The following is a 25,170-nucleotide window of genomic DNA, read 5'->3' on the forward strand; positions in this document are numbered from 1 at the left end:
TTCGCTTTGAATATCCTGTTAAGTTACAAAGAGCTGCATGCGCAATACATCCTGTATAAACTTGTTCTATTTTCATAATTCTTACATTTTATAGTGCAAAGTTCGGAAACGCATTTTAAGAGAAATGTAACTTTTGTTCCCTAACCGCATGATTTTTGTCACATCGCCTAAATGAACTTTTCGCACGAACAATTCCGTAATTTTACAAGCATAATATGACACCATCCACCACACTCTTTAGCGATGCAGAATTAAATAAGGAAATAGAGCTGCATGCGAAATACAAACATATTAAAAAAGAAACGCTGCTTATAAAACCAGGTGACGAGGTGGTCTTTATACCTATAGTGCTTAAAGGTAGCATTCGTATCATTCGCCAGGATGAGGATGGATCGGAGGTATTTCTTTATCATTTATACCCCGGGCAAACTTGTGCCATGTCATTAAGCTGCTGCCAATCGCATAAAAAAAGTATAATTAAAGCTATTGCAGAAACGGATTCTGAGATCCTTCAGATCCCCGTAAAACTGACTGAGGATTGGTACCGTTTTCCTGAATGGAAAGCTTACATCAGTAATAATTATAATAATCGCTTTGCCGAACTTATGCAGGTGATCGATCTGATTGCCTTTAGCAATATGGACAAACAACTGCAACATTATCTTGAGGAACGTGCCAAAGCCCTCGATACACGTTTCTTACAAATTACCCATCAGGGAATAGCGGATGAGCTGCATGCACACCGTGAAGCCATCAGCCGTTTGCTGCGAACTATGGAGCAAAAAAAACTGGTAAAGCTTGGTAGAAATAGCATTGAAGTTTTGACCCTGCAATAAAGAGTTACGAGTGAGTTAAATCATGTTTTAATGTAACAAATGTTACACGGCAAATTTAAAGTGAATAGTACTATTGTATTAAATTTAAAAACTTCGTTATGAAAAAGAACATGGGCACAGCCGACAAAATTATCAGAATACTTGTAGCACTTGTGATCATTGCATTGTATTATACCGGTACTATAACTGGTACAATCGCCATCATTGGCCTTATCTTATCAGGAATTTTTATAGTAACAAGCTTCATCAGTTTTTGCCCTCTCTATTTACCCTTCGGTATCTCAACACGAAAAAAAGAAAATTAGAAACAACTTCTATTTGGAATTGAAAGCAGGCTTTTGTAGCCTGCTTTTTTTTTCATACAAAATGAGCCCCGTGCAACATTTGTTCCAATACGTTTTTAAAAAGCGCTTTATCATTGTATTAATAAAACAATCACAATGAAAAAAAGTAGGGGAAGAACACACCGAAACGTAAGAACGCTGGTAGCGCTGGTAATCCTTTACCTGTATTTAACCGAACGGATCAATGGTAAAATTGCAATAATTGCCCTGAGTCTGTCCGGCTTTTTTATAGCCCTGAGCTTTATAAGCTTTTGTCCGCCCTATTTGCCCTTTGAAATTTCAACAAGAAAAAATGATAAGGCATTCTAAGATCAAAACTATTTTTCCAAAAACCTCAGCTTATCCAACAGTTGTTCCCGAATGAACCTTTCTACTTTCTCAAATTTGTACTATAAATGAAGAAAAAGATTATTAAGTATAAACTGGAACTCATGGGAATACTGGTAGGTTCTGTCGGGGGCTGGATGTATTGGTTTTTTATCGGTTGTTCCAGTGGTACCTGTGCCATCACATCGCATCCAATAAATAGTTCATTATACGGAGCATTTATGGGAGCTGTATTGCTGGGAATACTGAGAAAAGAAACAAAAAAAGAAGAACAACAAAAAAGTATAAAATGAAAAATTTAGAAGAATTAATTAAATCAGGCAAAGCCACGATTATAGATGTTAGAACCCCTGCTGAATTTGCAGGAGGGCATGTAAACGGAAGTGTGAATATTCCATTGCAGGAACTTCCGCAACGCCTTAGCGACATAAGAACTATGGAACACCTTGTGCTTTGCTGCGCCTCTGGAAATCGTAGCGGACAGGCAACAGCGTTTTTAAAACAAAATGGAATACCCTGTGAAAATGCAGGCTCCTGGATGGATATAAATTGTTAAAACTAAAAAATATGATACAAGCACTTAAAAACATGTTAGGCTTAGGTCCAAAAGCAGACCTTGGAGCTCTTATTGCAAAAGGGGCGCAGATTATTGATGTTCGCTCAAGAGGTGAATACGCTTCGGGACATTTGAAAGGATCTTTGAATATTCCACTAGATCAATTACAGGATCACCTTAAAAAATTGAAAAGTCCCGATCACCCTATCATCACATGCTGTGCATCGGGTATGCGAAGCAGCTCGGCAAAAAGTTACCTGAAAACCCAGGGATTCACCAACGTTCACAACGGAGGTTCGTGGCACAGTTTGAAAAAATATAACAAATAAAAAATGTTTAAACACTGGAAAATACGCCTCACACAAGGCTGGAATTTTATGCGGGTATTCAGGCTGGGGCTTGCAATTCTGGTATTGATGGAGGCATGGAAAAGTTCACAAATTCTTTTCGCCGGGCTAGGTGGAATACTGCTATTCCAGGCATTAATAAATGTGGGTTGCTGTGGGAGTTCGGGCTGTGATATAAATCATAAAGATAAAGGTGATAGATCATCCTCTGTTATAGCTGAAGAAACGACCTTTGAAGAAATCAAATAAGAATGGTAATTCCCGAAATCATATATTCTACGCTAAGCAATAGATGCCCGCGTTGTCATAAAGGCCAGGTGTTTGAGAACAATTTCTCTTATAACCCCAAAAACACTTTTGCTATGCACCACCATTGCAGTGAATGCCAACTCAAATACGAAAGAGAGACGGGATTCTTCTACGGCGCCATGTATGTTTCCTACGCATTAATGTCAGGCATTCTAATCATTTGGTTTATTACCGACCTGCTATTTCTTCACATGGAAGCTCTTGATCTCGCCATGCTTGTTGTCTCCACGATGTTACTTTTTTTCCCGGTAGCTTATCGCTGGGCAAGAATTATCTGGCTAAACTTTTTTGTGCGTTACGATAAAAGTTATGCCGATAAAAATTTTCATGCATTGAAAGAATTAAAACTAAAACAAAATGAAAACAAGTATAACCATTGATCATTTAAAATGCAGAGTTTGTGCAGCCACTTTTAAAAAAAGTCTGCACACTTTTGAAAAAAGTTAATGCTTACGTGAATTGTGCTATTGGTAAATTATATCCTGAAAAAGAACATGAAAAACTTTCAAAACATAATTAATTCGGAAAAGCCAGTATTGGTAGATTTTTATGCCGAATGGTGCGGTCCCTGCAAAACGATGACACCAATTCTGGAGCAACTTAAAAAAATGGTTGGTGACTCTGCAACTATAGTGAAAATAGACGTAGATAAAAATCCGGAAGCGGCGAACTTATACCAGGTAAGAGGAGTACCCACCCTTTTACTATTTAAAAAAGGAGAAATTAAATGGCGGCAATCGGGTGTCGTACCCTCCGATCATCTAAAATTAATTATTGATAGAAATAGTATTTAATAGTATGGAAACAAAACACTTTTATGAAATAGACGTGGACTGGGTAACAGACCGCAAAGGACTTATGAACTCACCGGTATTAAAACATAACCTGGAAGTAGCAACACCACCTGAATTTCCAAAAGGAATGGAAGGCATTTGGTCGCCCGAACATTTATTTGTGGCCGCAGTGAATAGCTGCCTCATGACAACATTTCTTTCGATTGCCGAGAATTCGAAACTTGAATTTCAAAGTTTCCGCTCAAAAGCAATAGGCAAGCTGGAGCTGATAGATGATAAATACATGATGAGTGAAATAACGCTCATGCCAGTACTTACTATAGATGATGAAATACAGAAAGAAAAAGCAAACCGGGTTCTTCAGAAGTCAGAGGCCAATTGCCTGATCTCAAACTCTGTTAAATCTAAAATTATTTTTAAGCCAGAAGTCAAAATAACATCCATTAGTTAACTTATGAAAATTTTTAATTCTTCCCTCTTCTTTCTTGTTATAACTTTTCTTCTTACATCCTGTGGTTCACAACATACTCAGCCAAATTTCAGAGAATTATCTCCTGAAGAGTTTGAAAGTGGGCTCGCTAAAAATCCCTCGCTACAATTAATAGATGTAAGAACTCCTGAGGAATTTGAACGGGGTCACCTGGAAGGTGCTGCGAATTATAACATCCAAACTACTGATTTTGAAAAGGAGATTGAAAGTCTCGATAAAAACAAACCGGTATATATCTATTGCTTGTCAGGAGGAAGAAGTGCCTCGGCCGCATCACTTCTTATTAAAAGGGGATTTTCAGAAGTACATAACATGACTGGCGGACTCATGAAGTGGAACGCAAGTAACAGAAAACTTGTGGAGGGCAAGGCCGTGGTCAAAAAAACCGGTATGACTGTTGAAATGTTTAAGGAATTTTTAAAAACCGATAAATTTGTTTTGATAGACTATAATGCCAGGTGGTGCCTACCCTGCAAAAAAATGGCGCCCATGTTAGACAGTCTTGCAACCAGTAAGAGTGAAAAGCTTACCCTGGTAAAAATTGACGCCGACGAAAATTCAGACTTGATCAAGATAAAAGGCATAGAAAGTCTACCCGTACTTGAACTCTATAAAAACGGTAAAATGATCTGGAAGCACGAAGGAGAGATAGAAGAACAGGAGCTGCTGGATCAAATAAAGCTATAAGTATTCATGATAACGGGTAAAAGAAAAGCTATAAGTAATTTCATTCGTCAGTTTGCAACGGTTGTTGATAGTGAAAAACGCGTGTACAAAATTGAGCAGGGCCTTTTTGGAATCTTCCACTGGGGTAGCTTTCAGCCACTCCCCAAAATAGAGTATGTGTTGATATTCAGAAGCTTTTTCGCCAAATGTGAAGCTTGTGCTTTCGATGCCGGAGACGATAACCCCAACGCTTACTTCCAGGTGAGCCTGGTTTACAGAAGCAACCGACGGATTATACTACACGAAACTAAAAAAAAACAGGAGGCTTTCGAACTTGCAACGGAAACCGCAAAAGCATTAAAAACAAAAATCTGCGATTCAGCAACCATTCCTGGAAAAGGAACCTGGCATAGCATAATTAATGAGAATAAATTAAAATGACACCAACAACTGTTTTGTTACTTACCCTCATTGGTTTAAGCGCAGGTGCCCTGGGAGGCATGGTAGGCCTGGGAGGTGGCATCATACTTATTCCAGCCTTAATCATGATCATGAAGCTCGATCAGCAAACAGCACAAGGAACGAGTATCGCCATCATGTTGCCACCTATCGGTTTATTTGCAGTTTACAATTATTACAAAGGTGGCTATGTAAACGTGAATTATGCAGTGATAATCGCAGCTGCTTTTATGATAGGAGGGTATTTCGGTTCACTCTTTGCTTTGAAACTTTCTCCTGATTTGATGCGTAAGGTGTTTAGCGCGCTCCTTATTGTAATCGCCATAAAAATGTTCTTTTCAGGTAAAACTGTATAAGAACGTGAATCATGTGCATTTGAAGTGAACACCACAAGTTGCTAAATTAAACTCTGCTTCCTTTACTCCCCGAAGCCCCCTGGCATGCCGAAAAGACACTTTCACTGACCTCTGGGTTAAAGGAGCTTCATAGAGTCATTCCTCGTAAATTTTGAACAAAAGGTAATTTTTTTTTAATTGACATACCTATTTGCTTAGCATGAGCGATTACCTTCGCTAAATGTCATCACTCCCAGAATCATAATGCAAATCTTAAATACGCAAACTTTAAGACACGAGCAAAGACCTCTGAATTTTGAACATTTTTTAAATTAATTTCCCCAATTATGGGGCTGTTAGTGTAGCCTTTTTGCGGGCACAAAATTTGTTTGATTAGCGTATCTTTAAATTCTATTTAAAAAACCATGACCAGCAAATTACCTCTTTACCACAAAATAGCCATTGTGCTTTTAGGACTATTTATTTTCTTCTACATCCTGTTTTTGGGGAGAGAAATATTAGTTCCCCTGACATTTTCCTGGATATTGGCCATTTTGCTGAATCCCATTGTGAACTTTCTCACAAGAAAAAAATGGAATCGTCTATTGGCCATTAGTGTTGCGATTGTACTCATGCTCGTTGTAACTTCGGGAATCATGTTATTTATCGGATCTCAAGCCAGCATGTTTAGTGATTCTGTTCCCCAGTTAAAACAAAAATTTCATGAGCTTGCAGGGCAAGTTTTGGCATGGGTTTCTACTACCTTTAACATTGAAACGCCAAAAATTACAGGCTGGATAGAAGAACAGAAAGCCAACGGCATGGATGGAGCAACAGGAGTTATAGGCACCACGCTGGGTACGGTTTCGGGTGTGTTAGTAATGATTTTGCTGTTGCCGGTCTACATATTTCTATTCTTATACTACAAACCACTTTTATTAAAATTCGTTTCCAAAGTTTTTTCAAGCTCCCAACATACAGTTGTAGCAGACGTGCTGGGGCAGATCAAAAGCTTAATTCAAAACTACCTCGTGGGTCTTATGATAGAAATGGCCATTGTAGCAACCTTAAATAGTACAGCTCTGCTCATTATTGGAATCAAATATGCAGTATTACTTGGTGTAATTGGAGCACTACTTAACCTGATTCCATACATCGGGGGAATTATCGCAATCTCTCTACCAATGGTAATGGGGTTAATAACAGGTGAGCCCATTACCGCATTATATGTTTTAGGCGCGTACCTGCTTATCCAACTGATCGATAACAATTTTCTTGTACCAAAAATTGTTGCTTCAAAAGTAAAAGTAAATGCTTTGATCTCAATAGTCGTGGTCTTAATTGGAGGCGCGCTTTGGGGTGTTGCCGGAATGTTTCTTTCGATTCCCTTAACGGCCATTGCTAAAGTAGTTTTTGATCGCATAGAATCACTTGAACCATACGGCTATTTAATTGGCGATGACATGCCGGACGAGAAGAGGTCTATATTTACATTTAATGCGAAGAGTAAAGTTGTATCTGAAAACGAAACAAATAAAACAGTGATCAACGATAAATAATTTAGCCACCCCATCCACTACCTGATCTTAGTACTATGAAAACTGTTAAGGGATCAGAGTTTTCGTCATGCAATAAAATTCTACATTACAGAGAATTAAGAAAGCATGGTTAGAATACTAATACGCTATCGAAATACCCTACCTGAATTTATATTCATTAAACAATTTACACGGAGCTAAATTACCACAGGTTGTTTAGAGTGCAATGGTTATTCAACTATTAACTTGAAATTACCCGAAGCCTCTTTGCCCTTAATTTTCAGGTAATAAACGCCCCTGGCATACTTTGTAACATCCACCTCTTCAAACTCATTTTCGGTTTTATACACTTCGATTATCTGCCCGATTTCATTTGAAATTTGTATTTCCTTTGTTCCGGAGAATTCAAATTTTACACTCACCCGGGTTTGCGCAGGATTAGGATAAACGGAAATGGATGTACTTCTATTTGTTTTTTCCGTAAATCCTGTGCAGTCTGAAACAGATAGTGAAACCAACGTGCTCGAAGAACAGCTATTGAGACCTGTTCCGCTTAGTGTATAATTAGTGGAAATGCTTGGAGCCACTGTAAGTGTGCTGGCATTCGAGCCTGTGTTCCAAGTGTATGTGTCCGCACCGCTAACAGTAATAGTTGCCGAATCTCCGTTGCACAGTGTGGCGTTGCTTATCATTACTGAAATCATGGGTTTTTCGTTAACCGTAACCGACGAAATTACAGCAGACGCACTACTACAGCCGTCGCTGCTCGTACCTATAACCGAATAGTTAGTACTTACCGTAGGCATAACCACAAAATTCCCACCTTCAAGCGTATACACACTGGCACCTGTTGGTATAATGCTAAAGGCTTCACCGCTACAAATGGTACCGCTATTCACCGATATAACCGGCAAGCTGTAAACCGTTACCGCTACGGTTGCGGCTGTGCTGCTTATACAACCTCCATTTCCTGTACCAAAAATAGTATAGCTCATATTTGTTAGCGGACTCACCACATTACTTCCTCCTGAATATGTGTAGCTGTTTGCACCACTGGGGTTAAGGGTAAAAGACTGACCTGTGCAAACCGAACCGCTGCTTGCTATAATCGTTGGTGTAGTGTAAACCGTCAAATTTGACAAAGCGATAGTATTTGAAACACAACCGTTTGTACCAGTGCCTATAACTGAATAACTAGTATTAACAAGGGGTGAAACAGTAAAAGCTCCTCCACTGATAGTATAAGAAGATGCGCCGGATGGTACAATCGCAAACATATTTCCTGAACAAATAGATCCGCTATTGACACTTACTGTTGGCGAATTAAACACACTAATGATCGAAACAGCTGTATTCGAAGACGCACATCCTTCAAGACTTACTCCGGTTAACGAATAAGAAGTATTGCTTGCTGGAGACACTATAAAAAGTCCACCGCTTATGTTATAAACAGAAGCTCCCGAAGGAATAATCGTAAACGAACTCCCTGTGCACAAGGATCCGCTATTTACAGAAATACTCGGCAAGCTGTATACCGTAACGGCCAAACTTGCGCTACTGCTACAATACAAGGAGTTTGTTCCTGTTACAGAGTAAACGGTTGATACAAGAGGAGTTTCTGAGATAAGGTTCGAAAACGAACCGTTGCTCCATGCAAAAGAGATTGCACCAGATGCCTGAAGTGTAAGTGTAGTGCCTGCACACAGTGTATTATTGCCAGCAATAGTAACTGTTGGCAGAGGATTTACTGCGATAAGTACAGTTTTTGTAGTAACGCAAGCGTTATTTATATCTATTCCCTGAACGGTATAAACGCTTGGTGCCGCTGGTGTAAATGTAGCAACAGCATTAGCCGGACCGTTTGTCCAAAGGAAGTTGGTAGCTCCACTTGCAGTAAAAGTGATCGCACTTTGCGCACAAATTGCCGACGAAGACTGATTAATAGTAATAACAGGAAGAGAATTCGTGTTTATAGTTACAAGCGTTGATGAAATACAACCAGCACTGCTTGCTCCACTTAAAGTATAAGTACTGTTAACAGAAGGATTTACAACGCTAAGACTTCCAACACTAATTGAATTGAGAGAATAAGAGGAAGCACCGGACCCCGTAATGGTGGCGCTGCCGAATGCGCAAACTAAAGTAGACGACGCATTTACAGAAACTGCTGGCAATGAATATACATTTACAGCGAGACTAGTCGTTGCCGAGCAACCCGCCGCATTTGTCCCGCTAAGATTAACAACTGTAGTTGTAGCCGGCGTAAATAAAATGGATGCAGAAGTGCTTCCATTACTCCATAAATAGCTGTTGGCACCATTGGCGCTCAGAAAAACCGAGCTACCAACACAGGTACTTGCGGTTCCTGAAATACTAAGCGTTGGTGAAGCGCTAACGGAAACGGAAATTGTTTCTGAACCAATGCAACCGTTGGTGATATCTGCACCGGATACAGTGAAAACACCCGATGACAGAGGACTGAAAGAAGCCACAGATGAATTGGGACCATTGGTCCACGAGTAGTTAGTGGCACCATTAGCAGTAAACGACACCGACGCCGGAATACAAATACTGGTACTAGAAGGAGAAATACTGATAACAGGAAGACTCTTAGTGGCAATCGAAAGTGTATTGCTCGAAGCACAGCCGGCAATGTTGCTACCAAACAAAGTATAAATACTAGTACTTAGCGGACTTACAGTTGTACTTACTCCATTTCCTCCTGAGCTCCAGGTATAGTTATTAGCGCCATTTGCTGTGAGATTTACGGCTGTTCCTAAACATACAAGTGTACTCGATGCGCTAATGTTCACTATAGGGTTAGTGGCTGACAAGACTGCAAGAGTGATAGTTGAAGTACAGTTATTCCCGTTTGTGCCACTCAAAGTATAAACAACATTGCTTAAAGGTGTTATAATAATCTGATTGCTGTTTTGACTTGTACTCCAGGTATAAGTAGTGGCTCCGCTTGCCGTCAGCGTCGACGATTGTCCTGCGCAAATAGTAGTAGCACCAGAAATAGACAAACTTGGACTTGGATCTACTGCAACTGCGAGTTGAGCACTATTGCTGCATGTAGAGCTTCCTCCAATTACTGAGTAGGTGGTTGAACTTGAGGGAGTCACTACAACACTCGCCCCTGTAGCTCCTGTATTCCATGTATAAGTTGGGTAGCCACTCGCTGTTAAGATTACGGTTTGTCCACTACACGCCACAGTTGGACCAGTTATAGAAATCAGAGAAGGACTGACTACTGCGACAGAAAATGAAACAATCCCGGAAATGCATCCCGCTATATTTGTTCCCTGAGCAGTGTAGACAGTTGATGTAACCGGACTCGCTACAAGACTATTAGAAAACGAAGAATTATTCCAGGTATAAGACATAGCTCCACTTGCAGTGAGACTAACGCTTTGACCAGCACAAATCTGTGATGCTCCATTGATGGAGATTGTTGGAGCAGCTAATACATTTACCGTTACAGTGCCCGAAGAGCTGCAACCGGCAGCATTGGAGCCAATCACAGAGTAGGTTGTACTCACTGATGGCGTGGGATTTATAGATGCACCACTCATGCCATTACTCCAGGAATAGGAAGTGGCTCCTGATGCAAGCAGCGTTGCCGATACACCGGCACATACAGAGGCATTAGCGGATGAAATACTAAGCGTAGGATTTTGCGATATAATAACCGGAATATTTGCTGAAACGCCAGAACCACAAGGTGAACTTGCATAAGTAACGTAATAATTTGTCGCCACAGTTGGTGTAACCACTATACTCGGAGAAGTGGCTCCTGTACTCCAGGTGTAACTTGCCGCACCAGATGCAGATAGTGTTGTTGAGCCTGAACACGACAATGTATTAGAACTTGTAATAGTTAAAGTTGGTTGAGCAATAACAGTGACTAAAACAACATTAGAATTGGCAAATAACGAATTCCCAGGACAAGTCTCCATGATTTTAAAATAATAAGTACCTGCAGATAACGCGCCAGCATTTAAATAAGGAGTTGTATAACCCGAACCAAAATTCACATTTGTATAAGTGCCAACCGATGTTGGTGAAACAAGCCATTGATAAGTTGAATTTGTTCCACCGCTCATGTTTGTTGTTTGCAGATAAACTGGCTGTCCACCACAAATTGTAAAGTTAGGCGTAGTTACCGTTCCTGCACCTGCAGCAACACACGTTCCGGTTGCAGCGAACTCATCGGCTCCCATATCTGGAGTAAGCGTGCTGCGTGATTGACCATCAATATCTTGTGTAATCCCTAAAGGTGTTCCTAAATTATCTACAAGCGCATTAGCAGCCACAGTAGCGTCAATATGTGCATTAACCGAAGAAGTGAACCACGGCTTCATGTTAATCGAATTATTATTTCCACCAAAAGCAGTTTTAAACGCAGCTAGTGTTGTTAATGAAGTCGAAACGATTCCTAATGCTCCTTGCGATCCTTCAACGAAATAATTATTGTAATCCATAGTGGCGAGTTGTTTTCCATAACCACTTAATACGGCATATGTTCTTGACGTCGCGTTATTGGGATTGACCACATTCGTGTAAAAAATATTGTTACGAAGGTCTATATCTGTAGTTGCGTCATAATACATGCAAGCTGATTGGCAACTTGTGGTCGACGATAAACTTGAGCCAAAATTTAAAGCAAAAGTATTATGGTAAACTTTGATGTTTTTAGCAGACACGCCAGACTTAATGCATAAACCATAGGTACCATAAGAAACGCCACTACTCAGCCCGCTTATGTTTGTAACCATATTATTGCTAATCAATATATCGCGTGTAAAACTTAAAGGATAAAGATTGATACCCACACAACCTCCACCACTGGTAGTAGAGGTTTGCGCAACATTAGTTATTACATTCGAAGTAACGGTAACATTTTTAATAGGACCGTACAAATCCATGCCGTAAGGATTGGCGTAAGTAGAAGAATTGGTAACATTATCTATAGTATTATTTCTTACAGTAAGTAGCACTGCACTCTTTACATAGATACCTGTTTCCTTAATTGCCGTGGTGTAAGAGCCTGCTGAGCCAAAACGATTATTTTCTATAAGGCAATTCGAAAATTTACTTTGGGTCACATCATAATTATCGCCCATCTCAATACCATAATTGAGCCCGTAAAAATAATTGTTTTGAATTTTTATATCTGTATTAAAACCATTGGATGCAATACCGCTGGAAGTGCAATTTGTAAGTGAGTTAACAGTAAGATTTTTGAAGGTCAAATGATTATTTCCCGGACCTGAAAGCGAATTAGACTGTAAATAAATAATTTCATTTATGTAATTAGTATTAGTAACCACAACTGACAAACTACTACCGCCACTATTCAATCCATCAAGCGTAATGTAGGACGCGTCTTGAAACTTTAACACATTATATATAAAGTTAATCGTAGTTCCTCTCACAGCAACCGTATTACCCGCAGCAGGAATAATCAAAAGAGAGTTCGTCGCACTCGCCCCCGGATTGTTGCTAAATGTAATTGGAAAACTTTCTAAAGGAATTGTATAGAGGGTGTTCGTTAACACAAAAGTCACAGACCCGGTTAAACAAGCTTTATTGTAAGCATTCGCGGCTTGCGTAAGGCTGGTAAATGTACCGCCCGCGCCAACAGTATAAGTCCCTGCTAAAGACATATTTACTGTGTAGGTAGCTGCAACGGGAGTACTTGTCACATTGTTCACGCTGCCAGCACCAAACCCATTTGCAGGTTGCGACATAATGTTGCTTAAAGTCGAGGCATCCTGTGCTACAAGAAACCAGGAAATTTGATCGCCATAACTTACTGCGTAATTTATATTAAACGCCCAAATTCCTAAAGTGGAATTTCCAGACGCAAGCGACCCCGGGCTGGAAGTATAGGTACCGGAATTAATTTTAAAGTAAAACTGTGGTGCCAGCGAACCGGTCGCTACACCACTTTTATCGTAAAGTTGTGCTGTAAATGTTCTTCCACTCTGACCGCATGACATAGATGTAAAATCAGAATTTATTAGTGTTGGAGCAAGACTATCTGCGCCCGGAGGAATATAGCTTCCTTCTATCGCACCTATATCAGGCGAGTTCACATCTCTCGCATTTCCGTAAAAGTCATTACTGATCCAGGAGATAGGCGCAGCGCCTGATTCTATTTGAGTTGAAACTGTTGCGCTTGGCAGCAGGTAATTTATGGACGATGGACTAGTAGATGCAAATGTTACGTTCTCGCTCACTGAATTTTTTTCTCTGCCAACAACTGCAGCCTTGAGTTGCGAAATACCACTGCATAAAGGCAAAAGTCCATACGCAGAAGAGGCATAAAATAAATTATTATTAGAGCTTACGTCGTAGCCGGCATTTACATTGGCATTCAATGCTAGTCCACTTAATGTAGATGAACCAGGAGATTGGTTAATCAGCAGATTATTTTTTAAAACAAAAGAAGCCGTTGGCAGCGCTTTAATACAAGATGAACCCATAGAAATTCCGGAAAGAAAAATGCTATTGTAGATAACATTACATTGTACATTACCGGAAAAAAGAAGACCATTAAAGGAAGTCGAGGAGGTGCCAGCCGAACTAACGTGACCAATAATATTATTGTAGATGTTTATCTTCGTTCCTCCCCCAATTTCAATTCCGGTTGCATTAACAGAATTACTCGCTATTACATTACTAATTTTGTTTCTGTAAATATTAAAACCCTGTGAACCTGTTAAAATGTAAACAGCCGAAGCGGAAGGCGAAAGAGTCCCTGTTCCCTGAGTGACAAGACTATTAATTGTATTGGCATAAATTAACGGCGCAGTGTAGGGAGAGGCTATGGTAGACGTACTGAAAATACCCAGCACATTTCCAAAATTTTCTATGTTAACAATGGTGTTACTGAAAACGGCAGATGGCGCGGTTCCATCAGCATCTCCAAGACCATCTAAAGAAATAACAGTTAAATTATTTGAAGAATTAAGTTTTATGTTGGATAGAACATTGTTATTTATAAGTTTCCTGGAGTAGTATTCGTAATTATTGCTTGATGTAGATTTTATGCCTGTAAAAACCGCTGAAGCACCTGTTACTCGGATGTTATTAAAATAATTATTGGCTATTGAAACAACAGCTCCTTCAGCGTTGATTGTAGAGTTACTATAAAGCGAAACTGTTGGACCCGGAGCCGTTAAAGTGAAACCATTTACTGAATTTCCAGAAACAGTAACACTTGGACCAAAAACGCAAGCGTTATTAATAAACACTACACGATTACCTGCGTCTAAAACACACGGTAGCCAGGTATTGTTAATCACCGATAGCAAGTAATGAGCACCGTAATCTTTAATGTAGTTTACAGTTGCCAATGACCCTGTGATAATAACATTGTCGAAAATATTGTTACTGTAGGTAACACTGGTGTTTGAATAGCCATAAGCTGCATTATGCAGTACGTTAAAATCACCATTATAGTTGTTAGGGTCTGTAAAAATAAAGTTTAAAAAATTATTGGCTATGCTAAGATCATTTGTAATTGGCCCATCGTTATAAATCAAACTTGTAGTACCAACGGTGGCCGTACTCAAACAATTCGTAAAGGTATTCCCGCTTATTAAAAGCGTATTAAAAATAGCTGAATTACTTATACCGCAGAACTTAACAGAAGGATTAACACTGGCTGTGCAATTTGAAAAAAGATTGTTAGAAACCGAAAGTGTTGCAGAATTAGCACCCGAATTATCCCCATTTGAAATTCCAAATAATTCAGAACACAGCGACCCCGATGCTACAGATATTGTATTGTTAGATACGCTCGTGTGCCCATCAGAGAAATCTGTTGCTATCCCATAGAGCCTCGAATTGCGATGTAAATTGGCGGCGCCATTATCTATCACGTTGTTAGATATCTTCAAACCGTTTTGGCCCCTGGCATATATTCCGCAAGCTGAATAATTAGAACCAGCTATCCCTCCAAATAGTGTCACCGTATTTCCACTCGCAATTGTAGGGCCGCCTATTTCATTATTGGAATCTGGAAAAGCAAGTAAAGTGCTGCCATTAGTGCCCATCATGCTCACCCCATGATTGCAATTCTCTATAACGTTAGAATAAATTTTATTGTAACTATGCGAGCCGTTCGAAGAAATAGGGTTCAGACCAAGAACTTGATTACCCACCAACGCGTTCGCAAAATCAATACCACGTGAGCCATACACACCCGAAACACCATTGCCATTATTTATGCGATTAAGTGTAATTGAGCAGTTTTTCACAGTGTTAAACTGACAGCCATCATTTGTATTTCTTTTAAAAAAACCAATTCCAAATTCCATTGTCGATGGATTGCTGGTATTGGGATCTACAATAGTTATACCATCTATGGTCAAATAATCAACACCAATATTTCGCCACACACCATCTTGCACAGCAGAGGATGGAGCTCCTGTTCCACCTGTATAGGCAAAGATTTTCGGATTAACTCCTGCACCGCTTTTTTTAAACTCAATGGTGTTTAACGACGAAGAACCTACCACCGTATAAAGATAATACCCGCCGCTCACAGCCGTTTCAGTGTACCCGGCAGCAATATTTATTGTAACCGGCCCAACAATGCCAACAGCGTTGAGACTATTAATTGCCACGGCAATACTGGAGAAAGACCCAGGCACGCTATAAGTACCGGCAAGCTGGCCATGCATTTTAAAAAATGATACTATTAAAAATGTAAGTATCAATAAAGATTTGGGTTGAGCGTAGTTTTTAATCATCGTATTTTTTGGATAATTAAAGATACATAATGTTTTTTACGTGGTCGGCAAACTCCTGTGATTTAACCTTTTGCAGAAATTTCAATACGTTTTAATAGCGAAAAATTCACTATTTTAACTACCTCAATACGTTTCAGAAAGGTGGAGAATGTTCTATGCAGACAAAATGCTCCTGCGCTGATCATGAATGTAATTTCCTGCGCTTTTTCAGAATTCAAACGTTTACCTGATCTTAATTGCTACATCTGGTAAAAATATGCCTTCTCATTTACTTAAAGAAGAAAAGAAGATCACTTAATGCCTCTCAAAGCGGCAATAGTGCTATCCAGCATCTCATCGTTAAAATCAAGATGCGTTACAAAACGAATGGTCTGTTTTCCGAAGGATGAAATTTTAATATTTTTCTCGGCCATCTTTCGCTCGAAAGCTTCGCCACTAATGATGTCTCTTTTTAAATTGAAAATAACAATATTAGTATACACAGGAAGAATAGATTCTACAAAATGTAAATTACCTAGCTCTCCTTCTAACTTTTTTGCGCGCACATGATCTTCTTTTAATCGCGTGGTGTTATTTTTTAAAGCAAATAATCCTGCGGAGGCTAAGAAGCCCGCCTGACGCATACCGCCACCAAATACTTTACGGTAACGACGGGCTTGTTTTATAAACTCTTTATCCCCTAATAAAACCGAACCAACGGGTGCGCCCAAACCTTTCGATAAACAAATAGAAATAGAATGAAAATACGTCCCGATTTCTTCTGGACTATCAGTTGTCTCTGCAAGAGCATTAAATATTCTTGCCCCGTCTAAATGTAATTTTAATTTTTTATCGCGACACAAATCATAAACAGGTTTGATCTGCTCTTTTGTATAAAAACTACCTCCTGCCCTATTCACGGTATTTTCCAGCGACACTAAAGTTGTTCTGGTTAGCCAATCAAAATCTCCGTTAATACAAGGCTCTATCATTTCAGGTGTCAATCTGCCTTCGCTGCCAGTAATTAATCTCGCCTGAACTCCTGAGTTAAAAGAAATGCCACCACCTTCATAATTATAAATATGTGAATTCACATCACAAATAACTTCGTCTCCGGGCTGAGTATGCACTTTAATGGCTATTTGATTAGTCATAGTGCCGCTCGGACAATATAAGCCTGCTTCTTTACCAAATAAATTAGCGGCATAATTTTCCAGATCGCTAACGGTGGGATCTTCATTAAAAACATCGTCACCCACTTGTGCCTGCATCATAGCGTCCAGCATAGCCAGAGAAGGTTTTGTAACCGTGTCGCTTCTTAGATCAATAAAGCTCATTCTAATAGTTCCAGAGTTTTAATAATTTTTCTTTAAAACGCTCTTTTGGTAAAAAGTTATGCTCTAAATCCACGTTCATTGGAACAGGTGTATCCAGGCTTCCTTCCCGCATTACAGGAGCATCCAGATACTCAAAACAATTTTCAGTAATCAGCGATGCAATCTCTCCGGCAATACCACCGGTTAAAGTATCTTCATGCATCACTATGGCTTTTCCTGTTTTTTTTACGGAAGCGTAAACAGCTTCTATGTCTAATGGTGCTAATGTTCGTAAATCCAGCAGATCGGCTTTAATGTCCTTATTTTCTTCTAATGCTTCCAAAGCCCAGTGTACACCAAGTCCGTACGTCACAATAGTAAGATCCGTCCCTTCTTTTAAAAGCTTTGCTTTTCCAAAAGGAATGGTAAAATAATCCTCGGGAACATCTTCGCTGATACTTCTGTACAGGGCCTTGTGCTCAAAATACATTACCGGATTCGGATCTTCAAAAGCAGTCAACAATAAACCTTTTGCATCTGTCGGAAATGCAGGATAAGCTATTTTTAATCCCGGCGTTTTAAAAAACCAGGCTTCGTTACTCTGACTGTGAAATGGACCGGCTGCAACCGCAGCACCCGTAGGCATACGAACTACCACATCCGCATTTTGTCCCCAACGGTAATGACTCTTCGCCAGGTTATTTATAATTTGCGTCATGCCTTCGGTAACAAAATCAGCAAACTGCATTTCTACCATTGCCTTGTGTCCGTTAATAGACAATCCAAAACCCGCGCCAAGAATAGCGCTTTCACACAAAGGTGTATTTCTCACGCGTTCTTTTCCAAAAGCTTCTACAAAACCTTCTGTGATCTTAAACACGCCACCGTAGTCTGCAATATCCTGACCCATTAAAACAAGATTTTTATGCTTTTGCATGGCCTGTTTCATACCGTTACTAATAGCGTCAATTAAACGCATATTGGTTTTAGTACCGGGAGAATTGCTCGTATCTTCAGTAGTATAAGGCTTGAATAATTCATTGATTTCTTTTTCAGTGTCAGGAACAGGATTTTGCTCTGCAAAAGCAATTTCCAATCCTTCTTCAATTTCTTTTTTTATCTCCCCACGTTTTGTTTCAACGCCTTCTTCAGTAAGCACTCCTTCTGCAATTAAAAACTTCTCAAAAGTCGCTACAGGATCTTTCCTGCCCCATATATCAAACAATTCTTTTGGAACATATTTTGTTCCGCTTGCTTCTTCATGCCCCCGCATACGAAAGGTCACACATTCTAAAAGAACAGGACGTGGATCATTCCGAATACTTTCACTTAAATTTTTAATGGTCTCATAAACTTTCAATACATTATTTCCATCTATCGAAATACCTTCAATGCCATAACCAATCGCTTTATCAGCAAAAGACTTGCATTTAAATTGTTCATTGCTCGGAGTACTTAAACCATAGCCATTATTTTCAACAATAAAAATTACAGGTAAATTCCACACTGCAGCGGTATTAATACTCTCATGAAAATCTCCTTCGCTGGCTCCACCATCACCACTAAAAACAACCGTAACTTTTTGCTCACGTTTTAGTTTATTCGCAAGTGCGATACCATCGGCCACGCCCATTTGCGGACCTAAATGAGAAATCATACCAACGATGTGATATTCATTTGTTCCAAAGTGGAACGAGCGGTCACGCCCTTGAGTAAAACCGCCTGGCTTGCCCTGGAACTGAGAAAACAATCTGTTCAAAGGAATTTTACGTGTTGTAAATACTCCCAGATTTCGGTGCATCGGAAGGATATATTCATCTTCATGAAGTGCTGTAGCTACACCCACAGAAATAGCTTCCTGTCCTATTCCACTAAACCATTTTGCAATTTTTCCCTGGCGAAGAAGTAACAACATCTTCTCCTCTATCATACGGGGTTTTAAAATATTATTATAAAGTTCAAGAAGTATTGAATCTTTGTGTTTCTTTTTCTCAAATTTAACGGGCATTTCAGCAGTGATCATTCTTTTGTACGTATTTAGAAATTAAAATGGATTATCTTTTTCCGAGCAATACCGTGCATCCAAAACCGATATTAATCCAACTCATAAAATAATTATTAGACTTATCTTGCACCTGAGCGATCGCATTAAATCGCGGTGCTTTAGGATCAAATTTATATAACATGGTTGTGTAGGCAACCATTAAAGAAAAGGTTAGTGAACGGTCTGCGATAAAACTAACCGATATTTCCGGCTGAACAAAAGGAGCGTTAAATCCAGCTCTTTCAAATGGACGATTAGCTTCAGCAGAATCCTGTACAACATTATTGTACTGTACTATCGAATATCCTGTATTGAGTGCAAAAGTAGCAAACCCCCTCTCAAAAAATTTATCATACCCTAATTTCACAAAGCCAGCGTTGCCCACCATTCTAACATTGTATGACAAAGATGCGCCGGTATTCGGAGCTTGATAATACACAAACACTTCTTTGTTATTTTGAAAATGCGTGTATTGATACCCTACACCGACAAAGAATGTACTAAAAAGTCTTGCATTAAAACTAAGGTTACTTTCTAAAACGCCATTAAAACTGGTCCTGAATTTTTGACTACTTACAGACTTTTGAATCCCTATATTGTAACGCACCGTAAAAGGCGCACTTCTTTTATCTCTTGCCTGCGACAGCACAAGGAGTGGGAAGAGAAGGCTGAGTAATAAAAGTGTTTTCCGCATTTCTTGTTAAAGATAAAACTAATTGCTTGAATAAAAAAAGCCGTCCCAATACATATCGGAACGGCCTTCAAACAAATTATTAATTTAGTGTTGTTGAATTAATTTTTCTTTATGCTTTTTAATCTGCGTTTTAAGAGCTTCACAACTAAGATCAGTTGCTTCCTCAAAACTTTCGCACTGTTTTTTGGCGAAAAACTCCTGACCTTTGCCCAGCATTTTAATCTCTGCGATCTTGTTATCACTTGTGCTACTTTTATCAAGTCGCAACGTAACTTCAGTACTAATTATTCCATCATAATAAGTACTTAATTTCTCTACCTTTTCATTTATAAAGTCGAGTAATTTTCTGTCTGCATTAAAATGCACCGATTGAATGTTGATAGTCATAACTTGTTCCTCCTTTATTTATATTATTAATTGCCCGATCGTGGATGGGCCTGGTTATACGATTTCTTTAATTTGTCAATTGAATTGTGTGTGTATATCTGCGTTGCCGATAAACTGCTGTGTCCCAGCAATTCTTTAACGGCATTAATATCTGCTCCATTATCTAGAAGATGCGTAGCAAAACTGTGTCTTAAGATATGCGGACTTTTTTTCTTACTGGTTGTCACCTGGCTTAAAACGGCCTTAACAATTTTACTGATCTGTGACTCACTAATGGGAGTATCGTTCAAAGTAACAAACAAATGAGAGTTAGAAAGGTGGTGTTCCTTCTTTACGGTAAGATATTCCTGAAGGTTTCGTTTTAGAGAAATATCAAAAGGAATAATACGCTCTTTATTTCGTTTACCTAAAACTTTTAACTGCAAATTGTAAAGATCTACATCGCCTTCTTTTAAACCCAATAGTTCAGCGCGACGAATGCCAGTCTGATACAAAACATCTATCAATAGTTTATCACGCAATCCTTCAAACCCTTCAGAAAATTCCTGGGTGGTAAAAACACTTCCGAGATGATTCTCATCAATAAAAACGGGCAAACGCTTAGGCATTTTCGGACCCTGAATCTTTTGTGTGGGATTTACGTCAATCTCCCCGTTTCTTAGAAGATATTTAAAGAAAGATTTTAAGCTGCTGATCTTGCGATTCACGCTACGGGGCGAAAACCCACTATCCATTAAATGAGCAACAAATTCACGTACATGCAGAAAGGAAATGGTTGTAAGGGTGTACCCCTGTAGTTCAGCATCAAGAAATGTAAAAAAATCATGAAGATCTGCTCCGTAATTTTTCGTGGTTAAGGGACTAAACCTTTTTTGAAGGTTTAGGTAGGATAAAAAACTGTTAACTGCTCCCTCTACCATATACAAAATAAAAAATCCTAATCGAAATTAGGAATTTCAAATTAGGATTGCAATTAATTTATCTTAAAAAAACAGGTTTTACCTATTTTTCGATAGCACCGATCTGTAATTTTTGTTTGTAAGAGGCCTTAATGATCTCTTCACGACGACGCACAGAAGGTTTAGTGAATTTTGAACGCTCACGTAGTTGTTTAACAACTCCTGTTTTTTCAAATTTCTTTTTATACTTTTTTAGAGCCTTTTCGATATTATCGCCTTCTTTTATCTGAACTACTAACATTTTTACTGTTTATTTTAAATTTAGAGGGGCAAATATATGAAATTTATTATAACCCGGAAAACTATTTTTACTTTTTTTATCGATTAATTTAAACGCTTTATCGATTTATTCATGCTTAAAACTCTAAATTTGCGCCTCATATGCAAAAAGACAGCTTCCCTAAGTTTAAAAAACTGCTTAAAACCAGCCAAAAAATAGCAATTGTTACGCATTGGAGTCCCGACGGCGACGCCATGGGAAGCAGCCTGGCGCTTTACCTTTTTCTTATAAAACTTGGCAAAAAAGTCACCGTCATTGTCCCAAACGCTTATCCTGAATTTTTACAATGGCTCCCAGGTAATAAACAGGTTCTTAACTTCCAGGAGAATGAAGCAAAAGGAGAAAAAATTTTAAATGCAGCGGATGTTATTTTTACACTCGATTTTAATTCATACAAACGCCTCGAAAAACTTGGAGGCATTCTCGAAAAAACACCTGCACCTAAAATACTAATAGATCACCACCAACAGCCCGATAAATACGCCACGCTTTATTTTCATGACGTGGAAGCGTGCAGCACCTGCGAATTGATCTTTGATTTTATTGTGGGACTGGGAGAGAAAAAATTAATTGACAAAAAAATTGCGGCTTGCCTCTACACAGGCTTAATGACAGATACAGGCTCTTTCAGATATTCGAGCGTAACCTATAAAACGCATTTAATTCTTGCCGAACTTTTAAAAACAGGAATTATTCCAACAGATATTCATAGTGCGGTTTACGACAGTTATAGTTTCAACCGTTTAAAACTTCTCGGTTTTGCATTGAATGAAAAATTAAAAATGGTAGAAGGCTACCCTGTTGCCTACTTCGCCCTCACTGAAAAAGAACTTGAAAAATTCAATTATCAAAAAGGAGATATTGAAGGATTGGTAAATTACCCCTTCTCCATAAAAGGAATTAAAGTTTGCGCATTATTTAATGAATCAGAAGGCTACGTAAAAATCTCCTTCCGAAGTAAAGGAAAAATAGACATGAACACCTTTGCCAGAACCTATTTCGGAGGTGGGGGACATATTAACGCCGCTGGAGGAAAGAGTAATGATAGTCTTGCAGCTACTGAAGCAAAATTTATTGAACTTGTAAAAACATTATTTTAATAAATGTTTAAAGCTCTTGCCAAAATTATTTTAAGATCCCGGGTTAGCCAGGAAAACGCTATCCGGCAAAAAAAATTTATACCCTGGGATAAAATTGAAAATGTAGCGCTGATTATTGAAAAACAGGAATCACTTAACAAAAGTGTTATCGATCGGTTTATTGATGAAAGTAAAAAACACGTCGAAGTTTTTTATATTGAAACAGATTCAAAAGACAAGACCTATGGAGATTGGAACTGCTATTCAAAAAAAGATAAATCGCTATGGAATCTTCCAAAAAAAGAAAAAGAATCTGAATTAAAAACTAAAAAATTTGACGCTGTTATAAATACCTGTAGCGAAACAAATTTGTTTGCGATTGCGGTTTTTTCTTCTCTTGCTGCATATTTAAAATGCGCCCAGAATAACAGTTTTAATTTACCAGACCTTATCATTAAAAAAACAGATGCATTCAGTTTAAAAAATTACCTGGATGAAACCGTTAAATATCTGAAAATGATCAAGGTCTAATACATTTTTTTCACAAGGATTATTTACATAAATTTAATGAATTGATTAATTGTCCCTAAACAATATATGGATTTAGAATTTAATAAAAACGAGGATACAATGCGTTTGCTCATTAGCCAGATGGAGCAACGCCTGCAAAAAATCCATCTGGGTGGCGGAAAAGCGCGGACCGAAAAATTAAAGGAACAAGGTAAAATGTCTGCCCGTGAAAGGATTGATTTTTTACTGGATAAAGATACTCCACGTTTCGAAATGGGTGCTTTTGCCGGCTATGAAATGTATGCTGAACACGGTGGTTGTCCTGGAGGCGGTGTGGTTATTGTGATTGGTTATGTGAGTGGAAAACAGTGTATCGTTGTTGCCAATGATGCTACCGTAAAAGCTGGTGCATGGTTTCCAATAACGGGAAAGAAAAATTTACGCGCACAGGAAATTGCTATGGAGAACCGTTTACCCATCATTTATTTGGTAGACAGTGCCGGCGTTTATTTGCCACTGCAGGACGAGATCTTTCCGGATAAAGAACATTTTGGGCGTATCTTCCGTAACAACGCGGTAATGAGCAGTATGGGTATATTGCAGATCGCCGCGGTAATGGGAAGCTGTGTAGCCGGAGGTGCTTATCTTCCTATTATGAGCGATGAGGCTATGATTGTAGATAAAACCGGATCTATTTTTCTTGCAGGAAGTTACCTGGTAAAAGCAGCTATTGGTGAACATATTGATAATGAAACTTTAGGCGGAGCAACCACACATTGCGAAATAAGTGGTGTTACCGATTATAAATGCAAAGATGACGCAGATTGCCTTACGCGTATTCGCAATATAATGAGTAAGGTGGGCGATTACGACAAAGCCGGCTTTAACCGCATCGAAGCAGCTCTTCCTAAAAAAGATCCGAAAGAAATTTATGGCATTCTTCCTGATTCCCGCGACAAACAATACGACATGCGTGAAATTATTGAACGTTTTGTAGATAACAGCGAACATGAAGAATACAAAGAATTATATGGTCAAAGTATCATCTGCACCTACGCGCGTGTTGATGGCTGGGCAGTGGGTATAGTAGCCAACCAAAGAAAAATTGTAAAAGGTAAAAAACCGGGCGGAAGTAATGAAATGCAATTTGGAGGCGTAATTTACAGTGATAGTGCCGATAAAGCTGCGCGTTTTATTATGAATTGTAATCAGAAAAAAATTCCTTTAATTTTTATTCAGGATGCAACAGGATTTATGGTAGGGTCGCGCAGTGAACAGGGAGGAATAATTAAAGATGGCGCAAAACTTGTAAATGCCATGGCTAATAGCGTTGTTCCCAAATTTACTATAGTTGTTGGAAACAGTTATGGCGCTGCAAACTATGCCATGTGTGGAAAGGCTTATGATCCGCGACTGATCGTAGGTTGGCCAACGGCAAAAATTGCGGTAATGGGCGGTTCTCAAGCAGCAAGGGTTTTAGTGCAAATTGAAGTGGCAAGCTTGAAAGCAAACGGAGAAGAAATTACTCCCGAAAAAGAAACAGAATTGTTTAATAAAACCAAAGATCGTTACGACAAACAAACTACGCCCTACTATGCAGCCTCGCGTTTATGGATTGATGCAATCATTGATCCATTAGAAACACGCAAAGTAATTGCTATGGGAATAGAAATGGCAAACCACTCCCCTATTACCAAACAGTACAACGTTGGGGTGCTACAAACCTAATAATCGGTTCATATAAGATGGTGCTAACACCAAACATAACATTTTTAAAGGTTATCGAAATACCCGAAGCCAATATCGTTTTGAGGAGCGATGATATTATACATGTAGACTATAATAAAGATGTTACACTGGATGTAGAGCTGCAGATTAGGATGCGGGCTATTTTCGATAAACTTGCTGACGGGAAAAAAAAGCTTTTTATTTTCTCAGCAGCCGAGGGCTTCACACTTACAAAAGAGGCCAGGAACAACTCAGATATTATGAATGGTGATTCGCCTATTGCCGCTTATGCCGTGGTTGCCAATAATCTGGCCTATAAACTCATTGCTAATTTTTATTTAAAAGTTAACAAGCCAAAAGTTCCTTTTAAAATCTTTTTAACTATTGATGATGCCGCTAAATGGCTTAATACACAACGCTAGTATTGC

At 39.0% G+C, this 25,170-nt stretch carries 25 protein-coding genes; 18 read left to right on the top strand and 7 right to left on the bottom strand.

Going from position 1 to position 25,170, the window contains the following annotated elements; all coding sequences use genetic code 11:
- Positions 1–215 precede the first annotated feature (215 nt).
- The 14 genes from CNR22_02495 to CNR22_02560 all read left to right on the top strand — a co-directional run bounded on the left by CNR22_02495 (position 216) and on the right by CNR22_02560 (position 7,022).
- The gene (locus CNR22_02495; protein ID PBQ30687.1) at positions 216–836 is read left to right on the top strand and encodes a Crp/Fnr family transcriptional regulator; all 621 of its coding nucleotides are present in this window, start codon (positions 216–218) and stop codon (positions 834–836) included.
- Positions 837–934: 98 nt separating this feature from the next.
- Positions 935–1,141: a hypothetical protein gene (locus CNR22_02500; GenBank protein ID PBQ30688.1), complete on the top strand. Its 207-nt coding sequence runs from the start codon at positions 935–937 to the stop codon at positions 1,139–1,141.
- 135 nt (positions 1,142–1,276) lie between these two features.
- Positions 1,277–1,489 carry a hypothetical protein gene (locus CNR22_02505; protein PBQ30689.1) on the top strand — a complete coding sequence of 71 codons (213 nt, stop codon included), beginning with the start codon at positions 1,277–1,279 and terminating at the stop codon, positions 1,487–1,489.
- 86 nt (positions 1,490–1,575) lie between these two features.
- On the top strand, positions 1,576–1,800 hold the full coding sequence (locus CNR22_02510; GenBank protein ID PBQ30690.1) for a hypothetical protein: 225 nt from the start codon (positions 1,576–1,578) through the stop codon (positions 1,798–1,800).
- Complete coding sequence (locus CNR22_02515) at positions 1,797–2,063, top strand: sulfurtransferase (GenBank protein PBQ30691.1); 267 nt, start codon at positions 1,797–1,799, stop codon at positions 2,061–2,063. Before CNR22_02510 ends, CNR22_02515 begins: the two co-directional genes overlap by 4 nt.
- Positions 2,064–2,074: 11 nt before the next feature.
- On the top strand, positions 2,075–2,392 hold the full coding sequence (locus CNR22_02520) for a sulfurtransferase (protein ID PBQ30692.1): 318 nt from the start codon (positions 2,075–2,077) through the stop codon (positions 2,390–2,392).
- A gap of 3 nt (positions 2,393–2,395) precedes the next feature.
- The gene (locus tag CNR22_02525) at positions 2,396–2,659 is read left to right on the top strand and encodes a hypothetical protein (GenBank protein ID PBQ30693.1); all 264 of its coding nucleotides are present in this window, start codon (positions 2,396–2,398) and stop codon (positions 2,657–2,659) included.
- 2 nt (positions 2,660–2,661) lie between these two features.
- Positions 2,662–3,099, top strand: coding sequence for a DUF983 domain-containing protein (locus CNR22_02530; GenBank protein PBQ30694.1), 438 nt, complete (start codon positions 2,662–2,664; stop codon positions 3,097–3,099).
- 114 nt (positions 3,100–3,213) lie between these two features.
- Positions 3,214–3,513 carry a thioredoxin gene (trxA, locus tag CNR22_02535; protein ID PBQ34791.1) on the top strand — a complete coding sequence of 100 codons (300 nt, stop codon included), beginning with the start codon at positions 3,214–3,216 and terminating at the stop codon, positions 3,511–3,513.
- A gap of 4 nt (positions 3,514–3,517) precedes the next feature.
- Positions 3,518–3,964 carry an osmotically inducible protein OsmC gene (locus tag CNR22_02540; GenBank protein ID PBQ30695.1) on the top strand — a complete coding sequence of 149 codons (447 nt, stop codon included), beginning with the start codon at positions 3,518–3,520 and terminating at the stop codon, positions 3,962–3,964.
- A 3-nt stretch (positions 3,965–3,967) separates the two neighbouring features.
- Positions 3,968–4,690, top strand: a complete 723-nt coding sequence (locus CNR22_02545) for a thioredoxin (GenBank protein PBQ30696.1) — start codon at positions 3,968–3,970, stop codon at positions 4,688–4,690.
- A gap of 6 nt (positions 4,691–4,696) precedes the next feature.
- Positions 4,697–5,110: a hypothetical protein gene (locus CNR22_02550; protein ID PBQ30697.1), complete on the top strand. Its 414-nt coding sequence runs from the start codon at positions 4,697–4,699 to the stop codon at positions 5,108–5,110.
- Positions 5,107–5,484, top strand: coding sequence for a permease (locus CNR22_02555; GenBank protein ID PBQ30698.1), 378 nt, complete (start codon positions 5,107–5,109; stop codon positions 5,482–5,484). Before CNR22_02550 ends, CNR22_02555 begins: the two co-directional genes overlap by 4 nt.
- A 404-nt stretch (positions 5,485–5,888) precedes the next feature.
- The gene (locus CNR22_02560; GenBank protein ID PBQ30699.1) at positions 5,889–7,022 is read left to right on the top strand and encodes an AI-2E family transporter; all 1,134 of its coding nucleotides are present in this window, start codon (positions 5,889–5,891) and stop codon (positions 7,020–7,022) included.
- 209 nt (positions 7,023–7,231) lie between these two features.
- Here CNR22_02560 and CNR22_02565 read toward each other — a convergent pair whose 3' ends face one another.
- From CNR22_02565 to CNR22_02595, 7 genes are all read right to left on the bottom strand, one after another.
- A complete protein-coding gene (locus CNR22_02565) occupies positions 7,232–15,766 on the bottom strand; it encodes a hypothetical protein (protein ID PBQ30700.1) in 8,535 nt (2,844 codons plus the stop codon).
- Between the two features lie 290 nt (positions 15,767–16,056).
- Positions 16,057–17,082 (bottom strand): threonine aldolase, encoded by a 1,026-nt coding sequence (locus CNR22_02570; GenBank protein PBQ30701.1) that lies wholly within the window; start codon positions 17,080–17,082, stop codon positions 16,057–16,059.
- A 1-nt stretch (position 17,083) separates the two neighbouring features.
- Positions 17,084–19,084, bottom strand: coding sequence for a dehydrogenase (locus CNR22_02575; protein PBQ30702.1), 2,001 nt, complete (start codon positions 19,082–19,084; stop codon positions 17,084–17,086).
- Between the two features lie 31 nt (positions 19,085–19,115).
- Complete coding sequence (locus tag CNR22_02580) at positions 19,116–19,799, bottom strand: hypothetical protein (protein PBQ30703.1); 684 nt, start codon at positions 19,797–19,799, stop codon at positions 19,116–19,118.
- An 84-nt stretch (positions 19,800–19,883) separates the two neighbouring features.
- Complete coding sequence (raiA, locus tag CNR22_02585; protein ID PBQ30704.1) at positions 19,884–20,186, bottom strand: ribosomal subunit interface protein; 303 nt, start codon at positions 20,184–20,186, stop codon at positions 19,884–19,886.
- 26 nt (positions 20,187–20,212) lie between these two features.
- Positions 20,213–21,106 (bottom strand): hypothetical protein, encoded by an 894-nt coding sequence (locus CNR22_02590; protein PBQ30705.1) that lies wholly within the window; start codon positions 21,104–21,106, stop codon positions 20,213–20,215.
- Between the two features lie 82 nt (positions 21,107–21,188).
- The gene (locus CNR22_02595) at positions 21,189–21,386 is read right to left on the bottom strand and encodes a 30S ribosomal protein S21 (protein PBQ30706.1); all 198 of its coding nucleotides are present in this window, start codon (positions 21,384–21,386) and stop codon (positions 21,189–21,191) included.
- Between the two features lie 140 nt (positions 21,387–21,526).
- Between CNR22_02595 and CNR22_02600 the strand changes: the two genes are divergently transcribed.
- The 4 genes from CNR22_02600 to CNR22_02615 all read left to right on the top strand — a co-directional run bounded on the left by CNR22_02600 (position 21,527) and on the right by CNR22_02615 (position 25,164).
- Entirely contained in the window at positions 21,527–22,525 is a 999-nt protein-coding gene (locus CNR22_02600; protein ID PBQ30707.1) for a DHH family phosphoesterase, read from the top strand.
- 3 nt (positions 22,526–22,528) lie between these two features.
- Positions 22,529–23,035 (top strand): hypothetical protein, encoded by a 507-nt coding sequence (locus CNR22_02605; GenBank protein PBQ30708.1) that lies wholly within the window; start codon positions 22,529–22,531, stop codon positions 23,033–23,035.
- Positions 23,036–23,101: 66 nt separating this feature from the next.
- On the top strand, positions 23,102–24,742 hold the full coding sequence (locus tag CNR22_02610) for a methylcrotonoyl-CoA carboxylase (protein PBQ30709.1): 1,641 nt from the start codon (positions 23,102–23,104) through the stop codon (positions 24,740–24,742).
- Positions 24,743–24,759: 17 nt separating this feature from the next.
- Positions 24,760–25,164, top strand: a complete 405-nt coding sequence (locus CNR22_02615) for a hypothetical protein (GenBank protein ID PBQ30710.1) — start codon at positions 24,760–24,762, stop codon at positions 25,162–25,164.
- The last annotated feature ends 6 nt before the right edge of the window (positions 25,165–25,170 follow it).

It is taken from the genome of Sphingobacteriaceae bacterium (genome assembly GCA_002319075.1).
In the GTDB taxonomy this organism is placed as follows: domain Bacteria; phylum Bacteroidota; class Bacteroidia; order B-17B0; family Aurantibacillaceae; genus Aurantibacillus.